The sequence below is a fragment of the Pseudoalteromonas citrea genome (assembly GCF_000238375.3).
Lineage (GTDB): Bacteria > Pseudomonadota > Gammaproteobacteria > Enterobacterales > Alteromonadaceae > Pseudoalteromonas > Pseudoalteromonas citrea.
Window position 1 is genome coordinate 129,602 of sequence record NZ_AHBZ03000021.1, and the last position, 22,641, is coordinate 152,242.

Here is a 22,641-nt window from a genome sequence, read left to right on the forward strand (position 1 = left end):
TACTACTGATTCTGTAATTCTTCAAGTTCTTCCCAACGCTCAAATGAGGTTTCAAGCTTCGACTCAAGGTCAGATAAATGGTTCAACGCGGCTTGTGTTGTTTCTGCATCTTGCTTGAAAAAGTCGGCGGAGTTAACAATTTCTTGCTGCGCTTCCAATGCAAGCTCAAGCGCCTCTACTTTACTTGGCAGCTCTTCTAATTCAAGTTTTAATTTGTAACTTAACTTCGTGTTTTTGTTATTCGATTGCGGGGTAGGCTTTGAATTTAATTTTTCGTTCTTTTGCGTTTTTTGTTTATCAAGTTTTTCTAACTCTTTAGCTTGAGCAGCGCGATGAGCAACATATTGTTCATAATCGCTATACCCGCCAACAATTTCAGTGATCACGCCTTTCCCTTCGAACGCCCATACACTATTACACGTATTATCAATAAACTCCCTGTCGTGACTCACAATCAAGATTGTGCCTTGATATTGGTTGATGATCTCTTCCAACAATTCAAGCGTTTCGATGTCTAGATCATTGGTTGGCTCATCCAGTACTAGAATATTTGATGGCTTAAGAAATAGTTTCGCCAATAATAGTCTATTCTTCTCACCACCAGACAACGCTTTTACAGGCGTTCTTGCTCTGGCTGGAGGAAACAGGAAGTCTTGTAAATAACCGAGTACATGGCGGCTACGGCCACCCATCATAACTTCTTGCTTACCTTCTGCGACGTTGTCTTGCACCGTTGCATTCTCATCTAGTTTTTCTCTATATTGGTCAAAATAAGCAACTTCTAAATTAACACCTTGCTTAATTTTGCCTTGATCGGCAGCTAAATTACCAAAAAGCAACTTAAGAAGCGTTGTTTTACCCACACCGTTAGGGCCAACAAGACCGACTCTATCGCCTCGCATCACCAAAGTAGAGAAGTCTTTCGTGATCACTTTGTCTTTAAATGCATGATCAACATGTTGCGCTTCAAAGACCAACTTGCCAGAACGGTCGGCTGTTTCGATGTTAAAGTCTGTTTTACCTACTTGTTCTATGCGCTGCTTGCGCTCAGTTCGTAATGACTTCAGGGCTCTAACACGGCCTTCATTACGTGTTCTTCGCGCTTTGATCCCTTGTCGGATCCACGCCTCTTCCTCTGCTAATTTTTTATCAAATAGCGCATTTTGCGTTTCTTCTACTTTTAAATCATGGGCTTTTTGTTCTAAATAGGTCGCATAATCTCCCGGGTAAGAAATTAACTTGCCTCGGTCTAAATCTAATATGCGCGTTGCGACAGCACGAATAAATGCCCTATCGTGAGATATAAATACAATACCGCCTTTAAACTCTTTTAAAAACTGCTCTAACCAAATAACACTGTTCATGTCTAAGTGGTTAGTTGGTTCATCAAGTAGCAGTAGATCGGGTTCACAGACCAATGCTTTGGCAAGCGCTACTTTACGCAACCACCCACCTGACAACTTTTCTAATCGCATATCACCCGTTAATTCAAGCTGACTTAATACGGCTTGAATACGACTTTCAAAACGCCATGCGTCTGCAGCTTCAATTTTTGTTGATAAACGTTCAAGCTTATTCAGTTGAGCTTGTGATTGGTCTGTTTGCAGTATTTCATTGACCTGATTAAACTCAATAAGCAAATTAGCAATATCAGGTAAACCACTGGCGACATAATCAAACACAGGGCCTTCAGCCCCTTTAGGTGGATCCTGCTCTAATCGTGAGATTTTTAGTTCACCGACACGATTTATCTCGCCATCATCAAGTAACACTTCGCCATCAAGCACTTTTAGTAGTGTCGATTTGCCAGCGCCATTTCGGCCGACAATACATACTCTCTCCCCCGCTTCAATAATTGCATCAGCATTATCTAGCAAGGGGTGTGTTCCAAACGCCAATTGCGCTTTGGCTATTCTTATTAAATCCATATTATTCTGCGAGTTGTTGAATTTGAGATAGTTCAAAAGGCCATGATAACTGTACATGATCTCTTTTGCGCTCGAATACCGGAATAGTTGTTTGATAACATTGCATCAAAGCTTCATTGCTCGTGATATCAATGAGTTCAATATCAGTGGCAGATAAAGTTTGTAGAGCAAGCGAATGCGCTTGCTCACAAAGGTGACAACCATCGGTATGGTATAAAACAAACCTAGCCATGTGTTATCAACCAGCTATTGTGAATTTGTTTGTTACGCTTAAAATCTGGTGAGAGTGTTTTCTCTGAAATATTATCGGCTTTAAGCCCTAGCCCAATCAGCGCCACTTCATCCATTTTAAAACCGCGTTTATTATTGGAAAAAACGAGTGTGCCATTCGGACTCAATATATTTTTTATCCAAGTTAATAACTGAATATGGTCACGCTGAACGTCAAATGCTTCTTTCATTCTCTTTGAGTTAGAAAATGTAGGAGGATCTAAAAAGATCAAATCATATTGCCCTTGCGCATACTCAAGCCACTTCAAACAGTCTGCCTGCTCAAATCTAAAGCGGGTATTTTTCAACTCATTAAGTGCAAAATTTTCTTCAGCCCATTTTAAATACGTTTTTGACATATCTACAGTTGTAACGGCCTTGGCACCACCTAAAGCGGCATGAACCGACACAGAGCCAGTATATGCAAATAAGTTAAGTACACGTTTGCCATTGGCGTTTTCTTGAATATAACGACGTGCTAAGCGGTGGTCCAAAAATAGCCCAGTATCAAGGTAATCAAACAAGTTTACTTTAAACTTAGCACCGAACTCTTCAACAATCTCAAAGCGATTCTGCTTATCCATTGACGTATATTGTGCTTCACCTTTTTGGCGCTTTCTTACTTTTACAGCAATATTCTCAGGTTCTATATTGAGCTGTTGCGCAGTTAATGTGATCACATCTTGTAAACGCTTTTGTGCCACATCATCTTCTATTTCTTTTGGCGCAGCGTATTCAAAAATCACAGCACAGTCGTTGTATACATCAACTGCAACATTGTATTCTGGGATATCTGCATCATATACGCGATATGCAGTAACCTGCTCTTTTTTAAGCCATGATTTTAGTGCTTGCTTGTTCTTTTTTACTCGATTCGCGAACGCGCTTGACCCTTCATAATTAAGCCCTGTCGCACGTTCATTCTGATTCACTTGGCGCTCATTTAATTCATATAGATTAAATTCAGCATCTAGTGGGCCATTCTTAAATTTATAACGTTTTTCGCGCGATAACTTCAATAGTTTAAACAAACTATCATCTGTACCTAATAAAGCCAGCTTCCAATTAGGAAAGTATTTTTTAAATGCCACACCCATATTACGGTGTAAATTGACTAACTCAGCCATTGAACCAATACGTTCACCGTAAGGTAAGTTACTGATCACAACACCTGGACGTTTAGCAATGCTTCTCAATTGATTCGCGTCACCTTGCTTAAACTTAATTGTATTGCTCACACCAGCACGGTCAGCATTTTGCTCAGCCACTTCAACTAGCTTACTGTCAATATCTGAACCAACCAACCATAAGTTATTATCTTGCTGCTGTTCTTTAAGTTCGGCTTTAACTATATCAAACTTCGCTTTTCGAAAACTTGGTAGGCGCTTAAAAGCGAATTCACGATCGGTATTGGTTGGTGCGTTATTTGCCATACCCGCCGCTTCAATCAACAGCGTACCCGAGCCGCAACATGGATCAAATAAAGGTTGCGTAATGTCATCCAACCAGCCACTGCGCTTAACTAACGCGGCAGCTAAGTGCTCACGGATAGGTGCTTTACCTTGTTTGGTTCTATAACCACGGTCAGATAAACGCGGTCCCGAATAATCAATATATAACGCGCATTTATCGCGATTAAGTTTCGCTATAATTCGAATATTTGGCTCAGATTTATCAACATTTGGCCGTTGTTCATATAAATCATTAAAATAGTCTACAACTCCATCTTTAATGACTAAGCCTGAAAATTGCGTATTTTTTAGTTCGGTGTTGGTCCCATTAAACTCAATCGCAAATGTTTGTGTTGGCCCGAACCAATCTTGCCATGCTTGAAAGCGGGCAAATTTATAGAGCGCATCTTTATTAGATATCTCTTCACTTTCATCAATTAAAAGCATGATCCGAGTGGCAAAGCGCGTCATCATACAAATTCTTTGCGCGGTGCTATTATCCGTTTCAAATCGGACCGAACCGACACTTTGTTTACCCAGTGTCACGCCTGCTTGTTCTAATTCTTCAGCTAATAAGTGCTCTATGCCGATAGATGTAAGTGCGATAAATTGCAATGTGCTAACCCTATGTATTCAATTGAAAGCGAGTATAACATAGGTTAACGCGGGGAGGAGTAACAGGATTACGCTGATTTGATAATTTTATCAGCGATGACTAACGGATATATCCTATCGTTCAAAACCTTGATAGCTTGAAATTGTTCAAGTTCTAAATGCTCATCAAGTTTGAAGTTAGCGGTCAAGTTAATACAAAGTGATGATTTTTCACAATACTCAACGATAAAAAACTCACCAGTTTGAGTTTTAGAGTGTAAGCTGACAATCGCCTCGGTACATGCTTCACTCCCTTGATAAGAATGAAAAAACCAACTCTTTGCTTGTACTGGCAACAAATAAAACTTTGCAGCGGTTGCGTTCAGTGCAATTTGACAACATTGTGCTTCACTCCACACTGCAAATTTGCATAGGTAGGCAAACACATTTTGATAGTAGCCAGCTTCATTTAAGCTAAAACTTGGACTGTGAACAATATCTTGCGTTAACTGACGCTGTCTGAATGGGGTGCATAAACTCAGGTCTTCGCCTAGGTTTACGAGCAAGCGATTTCGTTGGCTACATAACTGCCACTGCCATTCTTTAGATGCTTGCACAATACTACTCCCACCAACTATTTATAATTATGTAATAGTAGATGGGAGTATAACTAAAAAACCTAAACTGTGAAATTTTTTATAATAACAATTTGTTTAGGATCATTTTGTTATATAACGGATCCTTATAACCCGTCAACGATCCTTTTTACCAAACCTGGACCTTCATATATAAAGCCTGTGTAAACCTGTATCAAGTCTGCTCCAGCAGAGAGTTTCTCTTTTGCTGATTCTGCTGAGTCTATGCCACCAACGCCTATTATTGGTAACTTACCCTCGGTAATACGTCTTAATTCATCAACAACAAAAGTCGACTTTTCTCGAACGGGACGACCAGATAAACCTCCGGCTTCTTCAGCATATTGCATGCCCTGAACCGCAGTGCGTTCCAGTGTCGTATTGGTCGCAATCACGCCATCGATACGGTTTTTTGTAAGTGATTCAGCTATTTGAGCAACTTGTACCGCGTCGATATCAGGCGCTATTTTAACAAGCATAGGCACTGATTTATTGTGTTTTGCAATTAGATCCATTTGCTCACTCTTCAAGCTTTCAAGCAAATCATCGAGTGCATCTCCGTATTGAAGATCACGTAAACCTGGTGTGTTAGGCGATGAGATGTTTACCGTAATGTATGACGCGTGTTCGAATACTTTACGCATACAGTGGATGTAATCATCTTTACCCTGTTCATTCGGCGTATCTTTATTTTTTCCTATATTGATCCCTAAGATCCCAGAATACTTTGCCGCTTTTACATTATTAACTAAATTATCGACGCCTTTATTATTAAATCCCATACGATTTATAACCGCATGTGCATCAGGGAGCCTAAAAATACGTGGCTTATCGTTTCCAGCTTGAGGTCTTGGCGTCACCGTACCGACTTCAAGAAAACCAAAGCCCATTTGTCCAAACGCATCTATGCACTCTGCGTTTTTGTCTAACCCTGCTGCCAATCCAACCGGGTTTTTAAAATCAAGTCCTAAGAAGTTCACTGGCTTGTCAGCCACTGTTTGAGACCACGCAGCACTCAGTGGTGTATTTGCAAAACGACGTAAGTTATTTAATGCAAAGTCGTGGGCCCATTCAGCATCGCGGCTAAACATATAACGTCGTGCAATATCGTAAAACATGAAAACTCCTAAAAGATCCTAAGTAACACAAATCTGCTGCATAAACAGCAGATAAAAAAATACCCCAGCAAGGCCGGGGTATTTTAACGAATTATAATTTATTTGGAAGTATCACAGTTATGACTTAGTAACATCAATTCTCGTAATGCAACCGAGAACTTAGCAAAATCATGGCTTTGCGAAGTTTTAAACTCTAGTAGCATTTGTTGCCAACGGTGTAATAACGCTGACTGACTGTCCATCCACTGCTCAACGAGTGCATTCACATCATGATCGTCACCTTCGAAGCTATTTAACACAACTTCTGATAACGAACGTTGCTGCCAATCCAGCTCTTCACGATACGAAGCACGTGCAAGCGCTTGCCAATGGTTTGCTACTGGCTGAGCGGTAATTTGATCCAAGAACCAATGAAGGCCCATGCTCGAACCTAGTTTAAAGTAAGTATTCGATACAACGTCAATCTTACGTTTCGAGTTATCGGCAACTTCAGCTAAATCCATCACTGAGAACAAGCTAGATAAAGACACAATACGTAATGCTATGTCAGCAGGTACACCTTGCGCTTCTAATTCAGTCGCTTTCGCTGAAATAGTCTCTTTCTCTTCTTCAATCATGTAACTATTTAAGTTCGCACTGACATCTTTAAACGTTGGAGTAAAGAACTCAATAGTTTGTTCAATCGTCATCGCTTTATTTCGATGGCGCAAGAACCAACGTGTTGCTCTGCGAACCGTTCTACGTAACTGATATAGCATCTCTGTTTGTACTGAAGCTGGGATTTTATTATCCAGTGCAGCAATAGACGACCACGTATCGCTCATCTCAAAAATAGCACTTGCAATTGAATAACACAGTGCAATTTCACTATCCGTTGCGCCCGTTTCTTCGTTCATACGAACCATGAAGTTTAGGCCCATATCATTGACGATATTGTTCGCTAACTTGGTGGCAATAATTTCTTTTCGCAGTGGATGGTGATCCATTGCAGTATTAAATTTATCGCGAAGTGGCACAGGGAACGAAGTAACCAGTAATTGACGGTAATACGGATTTTCCGATACTTCATCAACAACTAAAGACTCTTTAAGTACCATTTTAGAATAAGAAACTAGCACTGATAACTCAGGGCGCGTTAAGTCTTTACCCGCCGCTGCACGCTCTGCTAACTCTTCATCCGTTGGTAAAAACTCAATATTACGATCAAGCTTACCGTCTTTTTCTAATGCATGAATAAAGCGTACTTTCTCTTTAAGCGTTGCAGGACCTTTAGATTTAGTTATCGATAACGTATGCGTTTGACGATAACAATCTGCAAGTACCAACTCAGATACTTCGTCAGTCATTGAATACAGTAGTTCATCACGCTGTTTCTGCGTTAAATCACCTTCAGCAACCAAGCCATTAAGTAAAATCTTAATATTTACTTCGTTATCCGAACACGCCACACCACCAACATTATCAATGAAGTCAGTGTTAATACGGCCGCCTTTGGCTGCAAACTCAATACGTCCAAGTTGAGTCGCACCTAAGTTACCTCCTTCACCAAACACTTTAGTACCTAGCTCAGAACCGTTTATGCGTAGCGCATCATTCGCGCGATCGCCCACATCGGTGCTCGTTTCGCTGCTATGCTTGATGTACGTGCCAATACCGCCATTCCAAAGAAGATCTGATGGCATCATAAGCAATGCTTTGATCAGTTCATTTGGCGTCATGCTGGCTTTTTTCGTGCCAACCATTTTCTTCATTTCTGGTGTCAGCGTAATTGACTTCGCTGCACGAGAGAAAATACCACCACCAGCAGAAATTAAAGACTTATCGTAGTCTTCCCAAGAAGAACGTGGTAAGGCAAATAAGCGGTCACGCTCTACATATGAAGATGCCGCATCAGGCGTCGGGTCAATAAAGATATGCATATGGTTAAATGCAGCTTGTAAACGAATATGCTTTGAAGCGAGCATACCATTACCAAATACATCTCCCGCCATGTCACCAATGGCTACTGCTGTGAAGTCAGTTGTTTGACAATCAATCCCCATTTCACGGAAGTGACGTTTTACAGACTCCCAAGCACCTTTTGCTGTAATACCCATTTTTTTATGGTCATAACCGATTGATCCACCAGATGCAAATGCATCTCCTAGCCAGAAGTTATAATCATCAGCAATGCCATTGGCAATATCAGAGAATGTAGCTGTGCCTTTATCGGCCGCAACAACTAGATATGGGTCATCTTCATCATGACGAACTACATCAACTGGCGGTACAATATCACCGTGGATAATATTATCCGTAATATCTAACAAACCGCGGATGAAGATTTTATAACACGCTTGACCTTCTTTAAAGAATGCGTCACGTTCACTTGGCAGCTGCTTACAAACAAAACCACCTTTTGAACCAACCGGCACAATCACCGTGTTTTTAACTTGCTGCGCTTTTACTAGACCAAGTACTTCCGTACGGAAATCTTCTCGACGGTCAGACCAACGCAAGCCACCACGGGCAACTTTACCACCACGTAAATGCACACCTTCAACACGAGGTGAGTAAACAAAGATTTCAAATGCTGGCAAAGGTAATGGCATATCAGGAATGCCGCTTGATTTGATCTTGAATGATACATATGACTTATTTTCACCATCGGCTTCTTTTTGGAAGAAGTTAGTACGAAGCGTTGCATTGATCATATCAACGTACAAACGAATGATTCTGTCATCATCCAAGTTTGCTACATTTTCTAGTTCTTCATAAATGCCCGCGATCAGCTTCTCTAGTGTTTTCTCTGAAGCTGGTTTTACTGGGGTAAACTTCTTAGTGAATAGCTCGACAATCTTGGCTGCAATATTTGGATAGTTATCAAATGTGCTTTCAATATATGTTTGTGAGAATGTAACACCAATCTGGCGCATGTATTTTGCATACGCTCTCAAAATAGATGCTTCTCGACCAGTTAAACCACCTAGTAGCACTAAACGGTTAAAACCATCATTTTCTAAAGTATTGTTCCAAACATTAGTCAAAGCAGCTCTAAAGCGTGCTGATACTTTATCGAAATCAGCAACCCCTTTACTGTCTAGCAACATCGAAAAGTCCATGATCCAGTTAACACGACCATCATTACTTTTCACTGCATAGGGTGTTTCACCAATAACACGCAGACCAAAGTTTTCCAGCATTGGCATGACGTCCGATAGATGAATTGGTTCATCTTTATGGAACAAGCTTAAACGTACAATGTGCGAGTTTGCTTCTTCTTGTGGACGGTAAAACAACATTTCAAGCTTATGCTCATCATCCAGTTGCTCAAGCTTTTCAATATCTACAACCGCAGCACTTGGCAATACCTGATCTTTATAAGCATGTGGGAACGCACTTGCATATTTACGATTTAATTCATTACCTCTAGACTCACCGGCACTTTCAAGTAGTGCACCTTGTAGTTTGTCTTCCCAAGTACGAGCGGCTTCAACCAAGTTGTTTTCGATGTCTTTCACGTTATATTCAATGTTGTTGTCAGCTACGCGCACGGTGTAATGCGTTCGTGCAAGCGTAGACTCGGAGAAATAAGTTGTGAACTCAACCTTTTCAGAAGACTGAAACGCATTTGCTAAAAGTTGCTGAGTTTCACGACGAAGTGCAGTGTTATAACGCTCACGAGGAACATATACCATGCACGATAAGAAGCGACCATATATGTCTTTACGAACAAATAAACGACACATATCACGTTCTTGAATTTGTAACACCCCCATCGCAACTTCAAGCAATTCTGCTTCACGAGCCTGCACAAGCTCATCACGAGGGTAGGTTTCTAAAATATTCAATACCGCTTTATATGCGTGAGTGCCCTGAGCAAAATCACACATTTGCATAATACGGTTAATCTTTGATTTTAAAACGGGTACATCTGCAGCACTGTTATTGTAGAAGCTTGATGAGAACAAACCAATGAAGCGATCTTCACCAATAACGTTTCCTTTATCATCAAATCGTTTAATGCCTACATAATCAACGTATGCTGGGCGATGAACACGCGATAATGAGTTGGTTTTAGTCAAAATCAGTAAATTTTTACTACGCGCTTCTTTGCGTGCGACTTCCGGTAACTCTGATAGAAGGCGACTGCCTTCTGATGATGAGTTTTTCATCAGGCCAAGACTTGTTCCCGCAACTGGTTTTAATTCATGATCCCCTTGCACTGGGCACAAATCGTATTGGCGATAACCCATAAAAGTAAAATTATCGCGAACTAACCAATCGAGAAACTCAACCGTCTCATTAATTTCAGCTTTGCTACACTCTGAATCTCTTGACGGTAACTCTTTACTGACCGAAACCAGCCTTTCTCGAATTGCCAACCAATCCGTAACAGCAACCGAGACATCTTTTAATACCGACTCAAGCTCTGTTTTAAAAGATTCTATGATTGCTTCATCGGTCTGGCGGTCAATTTCAATGAAGAAAACGGTTTTTGTCGAAGTAAGTTCTTGTTCTGTTTTTAAGTTCGTCAGGTCGCTTATTTGCCCATTGTCACTGCGCTTTATTTTTAAAGGGCAATGAAGTAACAGGTGAGATGCAATATTTTCGCGGCTTAATGCCATACGAACAGAATCAACCAAGAAAGGCATGTCTTTAGCTATGATCTCAACAATCGTGTGTGACGACTGCCATCCATCTTTCGCGACTTCTGGGTTAAAAACACGAATGACCGCATCATCCGAAGTGTTTTGTTCTAGAGAGTTCCAAAGACTAAGTGCGGCGCCATATAGGTCACTGTCGTTACGATTGGCCAAATCCTCTTTAGACATGTTGCTGTACAAGGCTTTGGCGAATGTTTCAACGAGTGACACGTTTTCGGCATGAACTTTCTTATGAATCAACTTGCAGACGTTATCAAGAATAACCGATGCTGAACCTTCATTTTGTGTCATTATGTGTTCCTTAATCTATACCACCTTTGAACGGTAGATTATTTGTACAGCCATTTATTAGCGTGGAGTCAAATGAATTTTAACCTTTCTAGCGCTAATAAACAGCTTTTTCGATGAAAACATTTTAGCCTTTTCAGCTATTTGCTCATCTATTCACAAAATATAGATATAAATGGCCAATCATGGCCATTCTAAAGCACAATTATTCACAGTTTTTTTTCTGGTCGGTCCACAGTAGCGTGCCTATAGCAGGTAATAACAGCACGGCACCCAACATATTAACCAAAAACATGAAGGTTAATAATATGCCCATATCAACTTGGAACTTCAGCGCGGAGAATATCCAGGTACTCACACCAATTGCTAATGTAATTCCCGTAAATAAAACCGCACTGCCTCGTTCAGCTAATGCGTTTCGATACGCTGCAGTTAATGGCACCCCTTGCTTTAATTGACCCATCATCGATGACAATATATAAATACCATAATCCACACCAATACCCACCCCCAATGCAATAACCGGTAGGGTAGATACAGTCAGTCCAATCTCAAGTTTAACCATCAGTGCCTGTGCTAATGTCGACACGATATAAAGTGGTAACACAACAGCAATAGTTGCTTTCACACTTCTAAAACTGACCAAACATAAAATAATCACAGCACCATAAACATAAATCATCATAGGTAACTGAGCTGCTGCAACTGATTCATTTGTAGCGGCCATAACACCGATTGGCCCTGATGCCAGCTTAAAGGCAACCTTATCTGTGCCCTCTTCTTCTGCAAATAACTTTATATTTGAAATGACATGATCAATTGTCTCCGCTTTGTGGTCTTGCATGAAAATGATCACTGGCATCACAGAGCAGTCGCCGTTCAATAAACCGGTGCTGGTCTCAACTCGAGAAGTAGCCTGAACCAAAGAGGCGCTATTTCTGGGCAAGGTCTGCCATTTTAGATTACCTTCGTTGTAACCCGTGTTTACAGCTTGTGCGACAGAAGACAGAGAAACCGCTGATTGTACGCCAGCTAAGTTCTCAACCCGCCACTGAAAACGGCTAATACGCTCCATGGTGTCATGCTCAGTACACGCTGCAGGATAAGCCTCAACAATAACCTTTAAAATATCTGACGAAATGGCATATCTATCTGATATTAAGAACGTGTCCTGATTATATCGTGCGTCTTGATGCAAGGCCGGGGCACCGGCATGTAAATCACCTATGCGCATGCTCTGAGCTTGCCAATAGCCAAACACAAATAAAATAGCCGACACAAACAAAATAACTCGTGCCCACTTTTTATCTGTGGCTTTAACCAAACATTCCCTAACCATAGTAAATGCTTTATTAGACTTACTATTACCATCATCTACACGCTTTATTTTGCTTGAATTAAAATACGAAGCCAAAATAGGGAGTAACACTAGATTAGTAAATATAATCACCGCAACACCTAAACTGGCAGTGATCGCTAATTCACGAATTATACCTATATCAATGGCTAACAAAGTCAAAAAACCAACTGTGTCTGAAAGTAATGCAATCCCGCCAGGGATCAAGAGTGCTTTAAAGCTCGCTTGAGCAGCTACCTTACTTGAAACGCCCTCAGCGACCTTTTTACCTATCGCATTGATCATTTGCACACCATGACTTACGCCAATAGCAAAAACCAAAAATGGCACAAGAATAGACATAGGATCTAAGCCAAAACCCAATGTCGACAGCAGTCCAAGTTGCCACACAACAGCAATAAATGAACACGCTATTGGTAACAGGGTTAGCTTAAAGCTCTTACAAAACAACCAAACCATGATGAAAGTAAACGCAATAGCTAAGGCAAAAAAGAACACCACCCCTTTTGCACCATCTGCAATATCGCCAGCCATTTTGGCAAAACCAATGATATGAATTGAGACTGACTCTGTGCTTAGTGGCTTTCTGATCTCATCTTCTAGCTTTTCAGCAAACGCCAATGTATCTAGCTTTTGTTGTGTTTGCGGATCTATCTCCATTAATTGAGCTGACACCATTGCACAGCTATAATCACTGGCAATCATTCTGCCCACGACGTTCGCTTTTTCAATGTTTTGCTTTACTGTTGCTAAACCTTGCTCTGTTGGCGAAAAGTTGGCAGGAATTATAGGTCCACCCGCAAAACCATCTTCTACAACTTCAACAAAGCGCGCGCTTGGCGAGAAAATAGAATTCACTAGTGGTCGATTGACACCGGGGATAAAATAAAGCTGATCATGAACTGCTTTCAGCTGCGCGAAAAAGTCGGCATTAAAAATATCTCCACTTTCATCACAAACGGAAAGTAAAATACTATTAGCCCCACCAAACTGCTTTTCATGTTTTAAATACAGCTGCATATACTCATGCTGCAGCGGAATATTTTTATTAAATGAGGCATCGAGTTGAATGTGAGTCGCTTTATAGCCCAGCACTGCCGTCAGCAAGCTGAACAAAACAACCACTATCAACCTATGTCGAAACACCATATATTCAAGTTTACTTAATATAGCTTGCATTACTGCTCTACCTCCCAAGCTACTAACCCTTTCTCTGTTGCCATAAACAACTTATTGTTAAGCTTTACTGCCGCAAGTACAGAATAACCACTTTCAAGTTGCGATTGCGCTACTTGAGTACCGTATTTGAAAATAAAGCCACTATTCGCTAACAAATAAGCTTGTTGACCTACCTGCACAATAGAATTAATCGTCGCTGTTGTATTTATGGGTAATGCGTTAAAATCGAGTTTATCAATATCAGTAACAAAGGCATTTCCTCTTAACCCAGCAACTATTAGTTGGTTATTTTTATGTTTAGCCACTGTAAAAAACGATCCTGGGTAAAATTCCTCTAATCTCTGCCATGACTTACCATCATCGTCACTGAGTGCTACAAGCCCCATTTCACCGACTAAAACCTGTTTGCCTTCTAATAACAATAGTCGATTAAAATGTGGCAGGATAAACTGGGTTTCTTCTTCATAAGCGGCAATATCTTCTTCTTTTAATTGCGCCAAATATTCTTTGTCATCGGGGTGGACAAACTCATTAATAAACTTTTTATGCCAGGTTTTACCACCATCTTGTGTGCTATAAAACATGCCATATGCGCCGATAGCATAGCCATTATCTGCGTCTTTAAATTCGATGTCTAAACAAGGTTTACCGATATCTGGGGAGTATTGTTGAATTTCCCAGTTTCGACCGTCGTCACGACTAAATAAAATAGTGCCATCGTGGCCACACGCCCACGACAAATTTGCACTTAACGAGGTAACTGCTGTCAATAATACTTGCACTGGTACATTTGCTTGCTGCCATGCTTTGCCATCCAAACTTGTTACAACCGTGCCATGCTTACCTACAGCAATTAAGCTAGACCCATTATATGTAATATCAGTAAATAAGGTTTTTTCAGGTGACTGTACTTGAAGTGCGGCCTCCGGCACAGCGTAACTATTTGCAGAAATTACAAACAGCATAAATATACTAGCAATGGTTTTTTTAATCATGCTGACTACTCAAAATGCTATATGAACGGCGAGAGTTCGCCTAGATATGAAATGCCAATAGCCCTATGGCTATTGGCAAGGTGGAAGTAACGTTATATTAACGCTTACCTTCGCGACGTAATGCGCTTTGTGTAAACTCATTATCTTGGAACGACTTGCTGAAGTCATACATCTTTTCTTCGTTATCTAGGCCGATTGCTAGGTAACGACGAGAATTAAGATCATGATACACATCTAATGTACTCCAATGAGTAGGTACATCATAATAGTTTAAACCATGTGCCATCGCTACTCGATACATTTGATCTCGATTATCATAAAGATCAGCAACATGAATTTGCCAACTGTCTTCATCTATATAGAAGACACGCTTTTTATAAATATGACGCGTTCCTTCTTTTAAGTTGGCTTCAACCACCCATACACGGTGCTTTTCATAACGCACATGCTCGGGGTTAACATGACCGGCCATAAGAATGTCTTCATACTTTAGCTTATCACTATGTAACTTATAGCTATTGTATGGAATGTACAGCTCTTGCTTGCCTTTCAATGTCCAATTGTAACGGTTTGGTGAGCCGTTAAACATATCAAAGTCATCAGTCGTACGTAGACTATCTGAGGCTGTTCCTGGTGCATCATAAGCAACGTTAGGCGCTCGACGCACTCGACGCTGACCTGTGTTATATGTCCAAGCCTGACGTGGTGTCAAAATTTGGTCCATCGTTTCATGCACAAGCAAAGCAGTACCTGCCAATCGGGCCGGTTGAGTTACTTTTTGCTTAAACTTAAACAACACGTTTGACTCTCTAAGCTCATCAGGTGTTGCACTTGGATCTGAATATTTAACTAATAACTTTTCATCAAAACCAATGACATTATAAGAACCCGACTCAGTTGGCATCGCCTGCCCACCAAAACGTGCAATAGACAAACCACGATATCTTAATAAATGATTCCAGATTGCTTCTAGACCATTTTTTGGTACAGGGAACGGGATCCCAATCGCGGTATTTTTAATACCGTTACCACCTTCAATAAGCTCAGCGGTAGATGCGTACTGTTTTGTTGCGTCATAAACAAATTGCGGATAAGCAGCTGTTCTGCGTGTTTCATACACATTCATTTTAAACGTATCTGGGTAAGTCTCGAAAAGCGAAACCTGACCAGGGCTCAGTAATGACTTGTACTTATCTAAATTTGACTTATCAATCGTAAATAAAACTTTGTCATCTGCGAACGGATCTGGGTGATGCATTCCAGGCTTGTAATTAGCTGGAGGCTTCGTGATCCCACCAGACCAGGCTGGAATGGAACCATCGGCGTTACCTGCTTTTTGCGCACCAATTGGTGTTAGATCTGCACCTAAACGTGCTACTTCTTCTGCCGACATCTTTGCCATCGCACTTGGTGCTGAGAGCATTGCTATTATTGTAGCGGCGATAAATGTAGGTTTTCTAAACATACTGAAAGCCCTTAAATTGAATACTTAATATTGAAAGATACAAAATCACGGTCTGCAAATGTGTTGGTTGCACCACCACCCCAGAATGTGTTGTAGCCAAAATCAAATGACCATGCATTTTGATAGTTGAAGTTCATAGTCACGCCCAGTGATTTACGATCTTCTACAAACAAAAACATTGGGTCAGGAGTAATACCATTTACATCATGCGAAAAAACGACACGTGGAGAAAAGTTAACCCCTGCAAATAAGTTGTTATAGTCACCCTTCGCGATAAGTCGGTAACCCCATGCTGAAGCTGACGGGAAGGGATTAACCTCAGGCCCATTAGACACCGCTTGGTGAATAAGGTCATAGCTACGTCCTGTTAACCCTTCGACTGTACCACTTCTGCCTGTACCCGCTACATTCAAACGTAATTCGTCATAGCTAGGCATATCTTTGATTGTCACACCACCGACTTCACCAACCACTGCCCAGCTGTCGGCACCAAGACTTGGACCAAACAAGTGTGTCGCCGTAAATTGTAGCTGCATTGTATCTTTCAAGACGTAGCCTTGTGCGATCTCACCTGGGTTTACGTAACTCACCGCATCCCCTTCGCTCAGTTGTGAGAAACCAGCAAAATCATCACGACGACCCGCATAAGCTAACTGCTCTACCATACCAGCATACAATAACTCTACATCATCAATTTGAAGAGGCTCATCTTGACGGTAAGTGAACTCACCAGCAAATGCTGTTTCACCTATCGCTGTATTAAAACTAAGGCCGTAAAGTTTAATGTCTTCAGGATACGCAATTTGACCCTGAGTAAATGCTTTTAGGTTAGTAATGTTGTCTTCTGTAATGGTATTTTGCGAAATATATTGCAGATCTGCACCAACCGCAGCGTTTGTAAAATCAGATGCTTTACCTGATATCAATGGACGGCGACTATGGTAGTTGATGTAGTACAAAGCAAATTCTGTATCGTTAAGCTCAGGAGAATAAATACCTAAACGTAGACCATACTGACCAGAGTCTTTTGGCTCCACTTTACCCGCATCACCTTTGCCTTTTAGCGCAACTTTCGTTGGATATTGTAAATACATACTTGCAAGGAGGGTTTGCGCTGAGGCACTGCTCAAAACACTGGGGTCAGAGGTATCTAAACCTTGTGAGGCTAATGCACCCAGCCAATTGGCTTGTAAGCCATTTAAAGAATCACTTAAGTGCATTAGGTCAATATCAGGGTTCGATGTAAAACCAAGCTGTATATTTTGACCATACCCATTTTCAGAAGCGAAGTCGTTTGTAGAGAAATAACTTCCTGAAGCAGGTAAACGCGTTTCATGCCATTGGTACTGATAAAAACCTTCCAACGTTATGTTTTCAGTGATCCCTAGCGATGCCCAAAGCATACCTACCGGAATAAATGCTTCTTTCAATTCAGAGCCCGGCGCTTTTAGGCGGTCAATGTCGACAGGGTTAACGTTAATACCATGGGAAATAAGCGTGCTTTCGCCCCAATTCACCACTTGTTGACCTAGTCTAACTGAAAGTGGGTTATTGCCACCATTAAGATCAAAGTCAGCCCATACAAACGCATCTAACAAGCGAATGTCAGAACACACTTGCTTTTTCGTATCGTCATCCGCGCATGGATCGACTTTTCCACCCGATACTGGGTTACGATATGCAAAATCACCATCTTCCATCGCAAAATCGTAAAAATACATAAAGCGAGAAAAGAAACCGTAATTGTCTTTGGTTATGCCAAAGTCATGAGTCCCTTTCACAAGCTGTGAGAAGGTGTCTCCTGAATCAAAATTTAAGTTCCCCGCATCACCATTGTTTGAGTAGGCACCTGAGTTTGCCCATACTTCCGCTGATGAATAAACAGTATTACCAATCAAAGCGTTATAGCCGTCCCAGTTAAACCTTGGGTGATTACTTTTACCGATATATTGAAAATCTCGATCCTCAACACGGATACTTTGTCCGTAGGAAAAAGTAGAATCGAATGTAATTTCAAAGTCACCGACTTCAAAATTTGCAGCGAGCAAAGGTGAACTGCCCAGCGTCAACGCTGCAGCACTAAGACCGAGCATTATTTTGTTTTTAACAAAGAGCGATCTTTTTATCATTATTTCTCCCCCTTAGAGCGGGTTTTTATAATCAAGTTATTGTTTTTTGTTGTCGTAACGATAGAAGCGATTAAGTCAAATTACAAATAGAACGCGTTCAATCGGTGATTTTTTAACGTTTTAGGCTCTATATTACTCATGGTAAGACGTCCTACCAGATAATATATAACACGTAATTTAAGTTTATAACAAACTCATTTAACAAAAATACAATATTAGTCATAAGAAAACGTCATCACTAAGCTATTTTTTCAAGCGAAATGAATGCACTTTGCTCATCTAAACAGAGCCGAAAACGTCCACGGATCCCTATAGACGATACAAATTTTCTTACATGGATAACCGGGAAGCGAATTCGCTTCCCGCCGTCTTCTACTACCTGAACAAATTTAATGCTGCCATTATAAAAATCTAAGCACTGTTCATAGTCTAAATACATGCTAAAAAAGTACTCTTGCATAACCTAGCTCAGTGCTTTCTCAACTTTTTCGTATAAATCGTCACTTAAATTAGGTAAGTCTGCCAAGCGCTGTAATTGCGCCTTCATGCCATCTTGACGCTTACCGTCAAATTGACGCCACGACATAAATGGCGTGACCATGCGAGACGCATTCTGTGGATTTATGCCATTCAATTCGATTAATAAATCGCCCAATAGCTTATAACCTGCGCCATCTTCTCGGTGAAATTGAGCGGGGTTATTACGCGCAAAACTTCCGACTAATGCACGCACTCTGTTAGGGTTTGATTTATCAAAGCACGGGTGCTCATAAAGCTTGTATAAGGTGTCAATCGTAGTATCTGTATCAATCGTTGCCTGCAAAGAAAACCACTTGTCCATCACTAGTAGGTCATGTCGCCATGCAGCATCGAATTTATCCATCAGTTTATAAGAGCAATCAAGTTCGGCTGACGTAGCAGCCTTCAATGCCCCTAATTTCAACGTCATATTCTCACTCTCACTTTGCACACGGATCCAGTCCTGTATTTCACTGTCGTTCACTAACGCGAGATAATATAGGCATATGTTCTTCATTGCGCGCGCTGACACACCATCATGTGATAACTGTCCATACTCTTGAGAAGCGCTGAATGCTGTTTTAAGCTCAACAACTAAGTTATTAGCAATATCTTGTTTAAAGCTATGGATAACTTTCACCAGCGCATCGACAGGCACTACTTCAAACATTGCAGCTAAGGCATCGAAATTTGGCAAGGTCAAAAGTTCAGCCAGTAACGCAACGTCACCACTTAGTTGGGCCACAAGTTCTTTAAGCGTGTTAAGTAGCGTCGAATGAAGGCTATATATATTGCCCTCATTGAGCTGTTCTACACCTGTTTTGACTTCTAAAGAGAAAGCCTGTTGCATCGCTTCCCAACGCGCATAGTCGCTGCTGGCATGTTTAATAATATGCAGTAGCTGTGGGAGTTGATAATCGTATTTAACGATGCAAGGTGCTGAGAAGTCCTCTAACAAGACAGGTACCGGCATTGAGTCAATTTTTTCAAATACAAATTGATGAGTATCAGCGGTTAGGCTTAAAGTTTTAGCAACTTCACGGCCGCTAAAAATGAGTGGGATTGCATCGCCAGCACTGTCTAATAGCTCAATCGCAAACGGAATATGTAGCGGCTCAGATACAGGGTCGTTCTGTGCATGATATTGGCTCACATTAACAGTGAACGTTTTCGCTTGATCATCATAGTGCGTCTTCACATCCAATGTAGGTGTACCAATCTGTTCATACCACAGTTTAAACTGCTGTAAGGCTACACCACTGGCATCTTGCATTGCACTAACAAAATCATCACACGTCACCGCCTGTCCATCATGCCTGTCAAAATATAACTTCATTCCCTGTTGGAACCCCTGCTCACCAAGCAAACTGTGCATCATTCTAATGACTTCTGCACCTTTGTTGTAAACAGTCACAGTATAGAAATTATTCATTTCTATTACTTGTTGTGGTCTAATTGGGTGTGCCATAGGGCCTGCATCTTCAGCAAATTGGTGCGCTCTCATTGCCATCACTGCATCAATACGGTTTAGCCCTCTAGACCCAAGGTCGCTACTAAACTCTTGATCACGAAATACTGTTAGGCCTTCTTTTAGCGATAATTGGAACCAATCTCGACAGGTTACTCGGTTGCCAGTCCAATTGTGGAAGTACTCATGACCTACAATTGACTCAATGGTATGGTAATCTCGGTCTGTTGCTGTTTGTTGATTTGCCAATACACACGCGCTATTAAAAACATTTAACCCTTTGTTTTCCATCGCACCCATATTGAAAAAATCAACCGCCACAATCATATATATATCTAGATCGTACTCTAGATCAAATCGACTTTCGTCCCATGCCATCGCGCGTTTAAGTGATCCCATAGCATGAGGGGCTTTATCCAAATTGCCTTTATCAACAAATAAAGCCAGTTCAACTGAACGACCAGAACTGGTAATAAATTCATCTTTTAAGACATCAAAATCACCCGCAACCAAAGCAAACAAATAACTTGGCTTTTTAAATGGGTCTTGCCACTTAGCAAAATGACGACCGTCTTCGGTAGTTCCCTCGTCCACTTTATTACCGTTAGATAACAAGTAAGGAATCGACTTATCTCCAACAATGGTGACATCGTACGTCGTTAATACATCGGGTCTATCTAAAAAATACGTGATCTTTCGAAAACCCTCAGCTTCACATTGAGTACAGTATGCACCCGCAGACTGATATAGCCCTTCAAGCGAGGTATTTGTGCTTGGTGAGATCTCAGTGTGGATCTCTAAATCAAAAGCATTTGGTAAGGCGCTAAGTAATAGATGAGTCGTTGATTGTTCAAAATCTGTATGCGCAACACCATTAACCAGCACGTGTACTAGTTTTAGTTCAACGCCATTGAGGCTTAACTCGGTTTCACCGCTTTGCGCAATATAATGGGCTTTTGAAATAACCGATGTGGCGGTTGAGTTTAAATCAAATGACAAATCCAAGTGAGAGATTTGGTGTGATGGAGGTTGATAATCTTTCAGGTATTTTGCTTGTGGCTTTTCTTGCATATTCATTTCCTTAAAAACGCCCCAATTCAAATTGGGGCGTAACGAATTAAGCTTGCTCTAAATTTTTAGGCTTGATCCTCAATATTTTGACGCCTAAATAAGCATAGATAACGGCTAACAGAGGGTTAATTAGATTAAAGAACGCATATATCGCATAGTCAAATGGGTTAATTAGTAGAACGCTTTGCATGTAAGCACCACAGGTATTCCAAGGGATCAACGGACTGGTGATAGTCCCCCCATCTTCCAGTGTTCTTGATAGGTTTACACTGCGTAATCCACGCTTTTTATACTCATCTTTAAACATACGCCCTGGTACGACAATAGCAATATATTGATCGGCCGCGACCACATTGGTCCCGATACATGTTGCTATTGTTGAAGCAATTAATGACCCAGTGCTTTTGGCTATTTTTAGAATGCTTCGGACAAATATCTCTAATAACCCCGTTTTCTCCATAATGGCGCCAAACATTAAGGCTGTCATAATCAACCAAGTCGTTGTCAGCATGCTCGCCATACCACCACCACTGAGCAGATCATCCATTTTAACGTCGCCCGTTGAGATGTTAAACCCTTCGTAAAAAGTAGCCCACACCAGTTTAAAGTACCCTATTAGCTCTCCTTGAGAAGCATCAATTTGACTTTGTAACAGCTCCCCCTGAAATAAGATAGCCCATATAGCCCCTACGACAGCACCAATTGATATAGCTGGAAAAGCAGGCATTTTCTTAAAGGCTAGCACTAACAGTACCAATAACGGAATAAGCATGAATAAATTGATGTTAAAATTACCTTGCAGGATCCCTACGATTTCGTCGATTCGTCCTACGTCAGCACTGACATCAGCGTTAAACCCCATGAAAATAAATATGATCAACGCAATGACAAAGCTTGGTACCGTCGTCCACAGCATATGATGTATATGCTCAAACAAGTCAGCACCAGCTACCGCAGGCGCTAAGTTCGTTGTTTCAGATAATGGACTCAGTTTATCACCAAAATACGCTCCTGAGATTACCGCACCCGCAGTCACTACTTGGTCTAATCCTAAACCTGTGGCTACGCCGAGTAATGCAACACCAATGGTAGCGGCTGTGGTCCAAGAGCTACCAATGCTCATTGCAACAATGCCGCAAATTAAACAGCTTGCAGCATAAAACCAACTGGGGTTGATGATTTGTAGCCCGTAGTAAATTAATGTCGGTACGGTCCCCGATAATAGCCAAGTACCAATTAATGCACCAACCATCAATAGAATTAAGATAGCACCAAGAGAAATCGTGATCCCTTTGATCATGGCCTCTTCAAGCGTTTTCCATGTATATCCATTCTTTAAGCCAACTAATGCTGCCGTAAATGTTGCGAACAGCAAAGCTATTTGATTAGGGCCAGAAGATGAATTATCGCCGTATAGATAGACAGCAGCCCCTAATAAGCTGACAAGAACCACTATTGGCGTCAGTGCATCCAATAGTGATGGTACTTTTTGTTGTTTCAAATTGAGCACTCCTCTGCATAGCTAATG

At 41.1% G+C, this 22,641-nt stretch carries 13 protein-coding genes; all 13 read right to left on the reverse strand.

What is annotated here, in order from left to right; translation table 11 throughout:
- Positions 1 to 2: 2 nt before the first annotated feature.
- Positions 3 to 1,928: an ATP-binding cassette ATPase Uup gene (gene uup / locus PCIT_RS12475; RefSeq protein ID WP_010363931.1), complete on the reverse strand. Its 1,926-nt coding sequence runs from the start codon at positions 1,926 to 1,928 to the stop codon at positions 3 to 5.
- A gap of 1 nt (position 1,929) precedes the next feature.
- Positions 1,930 to 2,160: a glutaredoxin family protein gene (locus PCIT_RS12480; RefSeq protein ID WP_010363932.1), complete on the reverse strand. Its 231-nt coding sequence runs from the start codon at positions 2,158 to 2,160 to the stop codon at positions 1,930 to 1,932.
- A complete protein-coding gene (rlmKL, locus tag PCIT_RS12485) occupies positions 2,153 to 4,264 on the reverse strand; it encodes a bifunctional 23S rRNA (guanine(2069)-N(7))-methyltransferase RlmK/23S rRNA (guanine(2445)-N(2))-methyltransferase RlmL (protein WP_010363933.1) in 2,112 nt (703 codons plus the stop codon). The genes PCIT_RS12480 and rlmKL overlap by 8 nt, the downstream gene beginning before the upstream one ends.
- A 68-nt stretch (positions 4,265 to 4,332) precedes the next feature.
- Positions 4,333 to 4,863, reverse strand: coding sequence for a cell division protein ZapC domain-containing protein (locus tag PCIT_RS12490; RefSeq protein WP_040696604.1), 531 nt, complete (start codon positions 4,861 to 4,863; stop codon positions 4,333 to 4,335).
- A gap of 122 nt (positions 4,864 to 4,985) precedes the next feature.
- On the reverse strand, positions 4,986 to 5,996 hold the full coding sequence (gene pyrD / locus PCIT_RS12495; RefSeq protein WP_010363935.1) for a quinone-dependent dihydroorotate dehydrogenase: 1,011 nt from the start codon (positions 5,994 to 5,996) through the stop codon (positions 4,986 to 4,988).
- Between the two features lie 98 nt (positions 5,997 to 6,094).
- Positions 6,095 to 10,933 (reverse strand): NAD-glutamate dehydrogenase, encoded by a 4,839-nt coding sequence (locus PCIT_RS12500; RefSeq protein ID WP_010363936.1) that lies wholly within the window; start codon positions 10,931 to 10,933, stop codon positions 6,095 to 6,097.
- A 202-nt stretch (positions 10,934 to 11,135) separates the two neighbouring features.
- Entirely contained in the window at positions 11,136 to 13,466 is a 2,331-nt protein-coding gene (locus PCIT_RS12505) for an efflux RND transporter permease subunit (protein WP_010363937.1), read from the reverse strand.
- A complete protein-coding gene (locus PCIT_RS12510) occupies positions 13,466 to 14,461 on the reverse strand; it encodes a YCF48-related protein (RefSeq protein WP_010363938.1) in 996 nt (331 codons plus the stop codon). The genes PCIT_RS12505 and PCIT_RS12510 overlap by 1 nt, the downstream gene beginning before the upstream one ends.
- A gap of 97 nt (positions 14,462 to 14,558) precedes the next feature.
- Positions 14,559 to 15,926, reverse strand: coding sequence for a DUF1329 domain-containing protein (locus PCIT_RS12515; RefSeq protein ID WP_010363939.1), 1,368 nt, complete (start codon positions 15,924 to 15,926; stop codon positions 14,559 to 14,561).
- A gap of 11 nt (positions 15,927 to 15,937) precedes the next feature.
- Positions 15,938 to 18,055 (reverse strand): DUF1302 domain-containing protein, encoded by a 2,118-nt coding sequence (locus PCIT_RS12520; protein WP_010363941.1) that lies wholly within the window; start codon positions 18,053 to 18,055, stop codon positions 15,938 to 15,940.
- Between the two features lie 238 nt (positions 18,056 to 18,293).
- Positions 18,294 to 18,515, reverse strand: coding sequence for a DUF2835 family protein (locus PCIT_RS12525; RefSeq protein ID WP_010363942.1), 222 nt, complete (start codon positions 18,513 to 18,515; stop codon positions 18,294 to 18,296).
- A gap of 3 nt (positions 18,516 to 18,518) precedes the next feature.
- Complete coding sequence (gene pepN, locus PCIT_RS12530) at positions 18,519 to 21,119, reverse strand: aminopeptidase N (RefSeq protein WP_040696609.1); 2,601 nt, start codon at positions 21,117 to 21,119, stop codon at positions 18,519 to 18,521.
- Between the two features lie 40 nt (positions 21,120 to 21,159).
- The gene (gene nhaC / locus PCIT_RS12535; protein ID WP_010363945.1) at positions 21,160 to 22,614 is read right to left on the reverse strand and encodes a Na+/H+ antiporter NhaC; all 1,455 of its coding nucleotides are present in this window, start codon (positions 22,612 to 22,614) and stop codon (positions 21,160 to 21,162) included.
- Between the last annotated feature and the right edge of the window lie 27 nt (positions 22,615 to 22,641).

What these genes read in the sequence shown, in the direction of transcription:
- uup (WP_010363931.1), bottom strand. Translation starts at nt 1,928, where the DNA reads ATGGATTTAATAAGAATAGCCAAAGCGCAATTGGCGTTTGGAACACAC.
- PCIT_RS12480 (WP_010363932.1), bottom strand. Translation starts at nt 2,160, where the DNA reads ATGGCTAGGTTTGTTTTATACCATACCGATGGTTGTCACCTTTGTGAG.
- pyrD (WP_010363935.1), bottom strand. Translation starts at nt 5,996, where the DNA reads ATGTTTTACGATATTGCACGACGTTATATGTTTAGCCGCGATGCTGAA.
- PCIT_RS12500 (WP_010363936.1), bottom strand. Translation starts at nt 10,933, where the DNA reads ATGACACAAAATGAAGGTTCAGCATCGGTTATTCTTGATAACGTCTGC.
- PCIT_RS12505 (WP_010363937.1), bottom strand. Translation starts at nt 13,466, where the DNA reads ATGCAAGCTATATTAAGTAAACTTGAATATATGGTGTTTCGACATAGG.
- PCIT_RS12510 (WP_010363938.1), bottom strand. Translation starts at nt 14,461, where the DNA reads ATGATTAAAAAAACCATTGCTAGTATATTTATGCTGTTTGTAATTTCT.
- PCIT_RS12515 (WP_010363939.1), bottom strand. Translation starts at nt 15,926, where the DNA reads ATGTTTAGAAAACCTACATTTATCGCCGCTACAATAATAGCAATGCTC.
- PCIT_RS12520 (WP_010363941.1), bottom strand. Translation starts at nt 18,055, where the DNA reads ATGATAAAAAGATCGCTCTTTGTTAAAAACAAAATAATGCTCGGTCTT.
- PCIT_RS12525 (WP_010363942.1), bottom strand. Translation starts at nt 18,515, where the DNA reads ATGCAAGAGTACTTTTTTAGCATGTATTTAGACTATGAACAGTGCTTA.
- pepN (WP_040696609.1), bottom strand. Translation starts at nt 21,119, where the DNA reads ATGAATATGCAAGAAAAGCCACAAGCAAAATACCTGAAAGATTATCAA.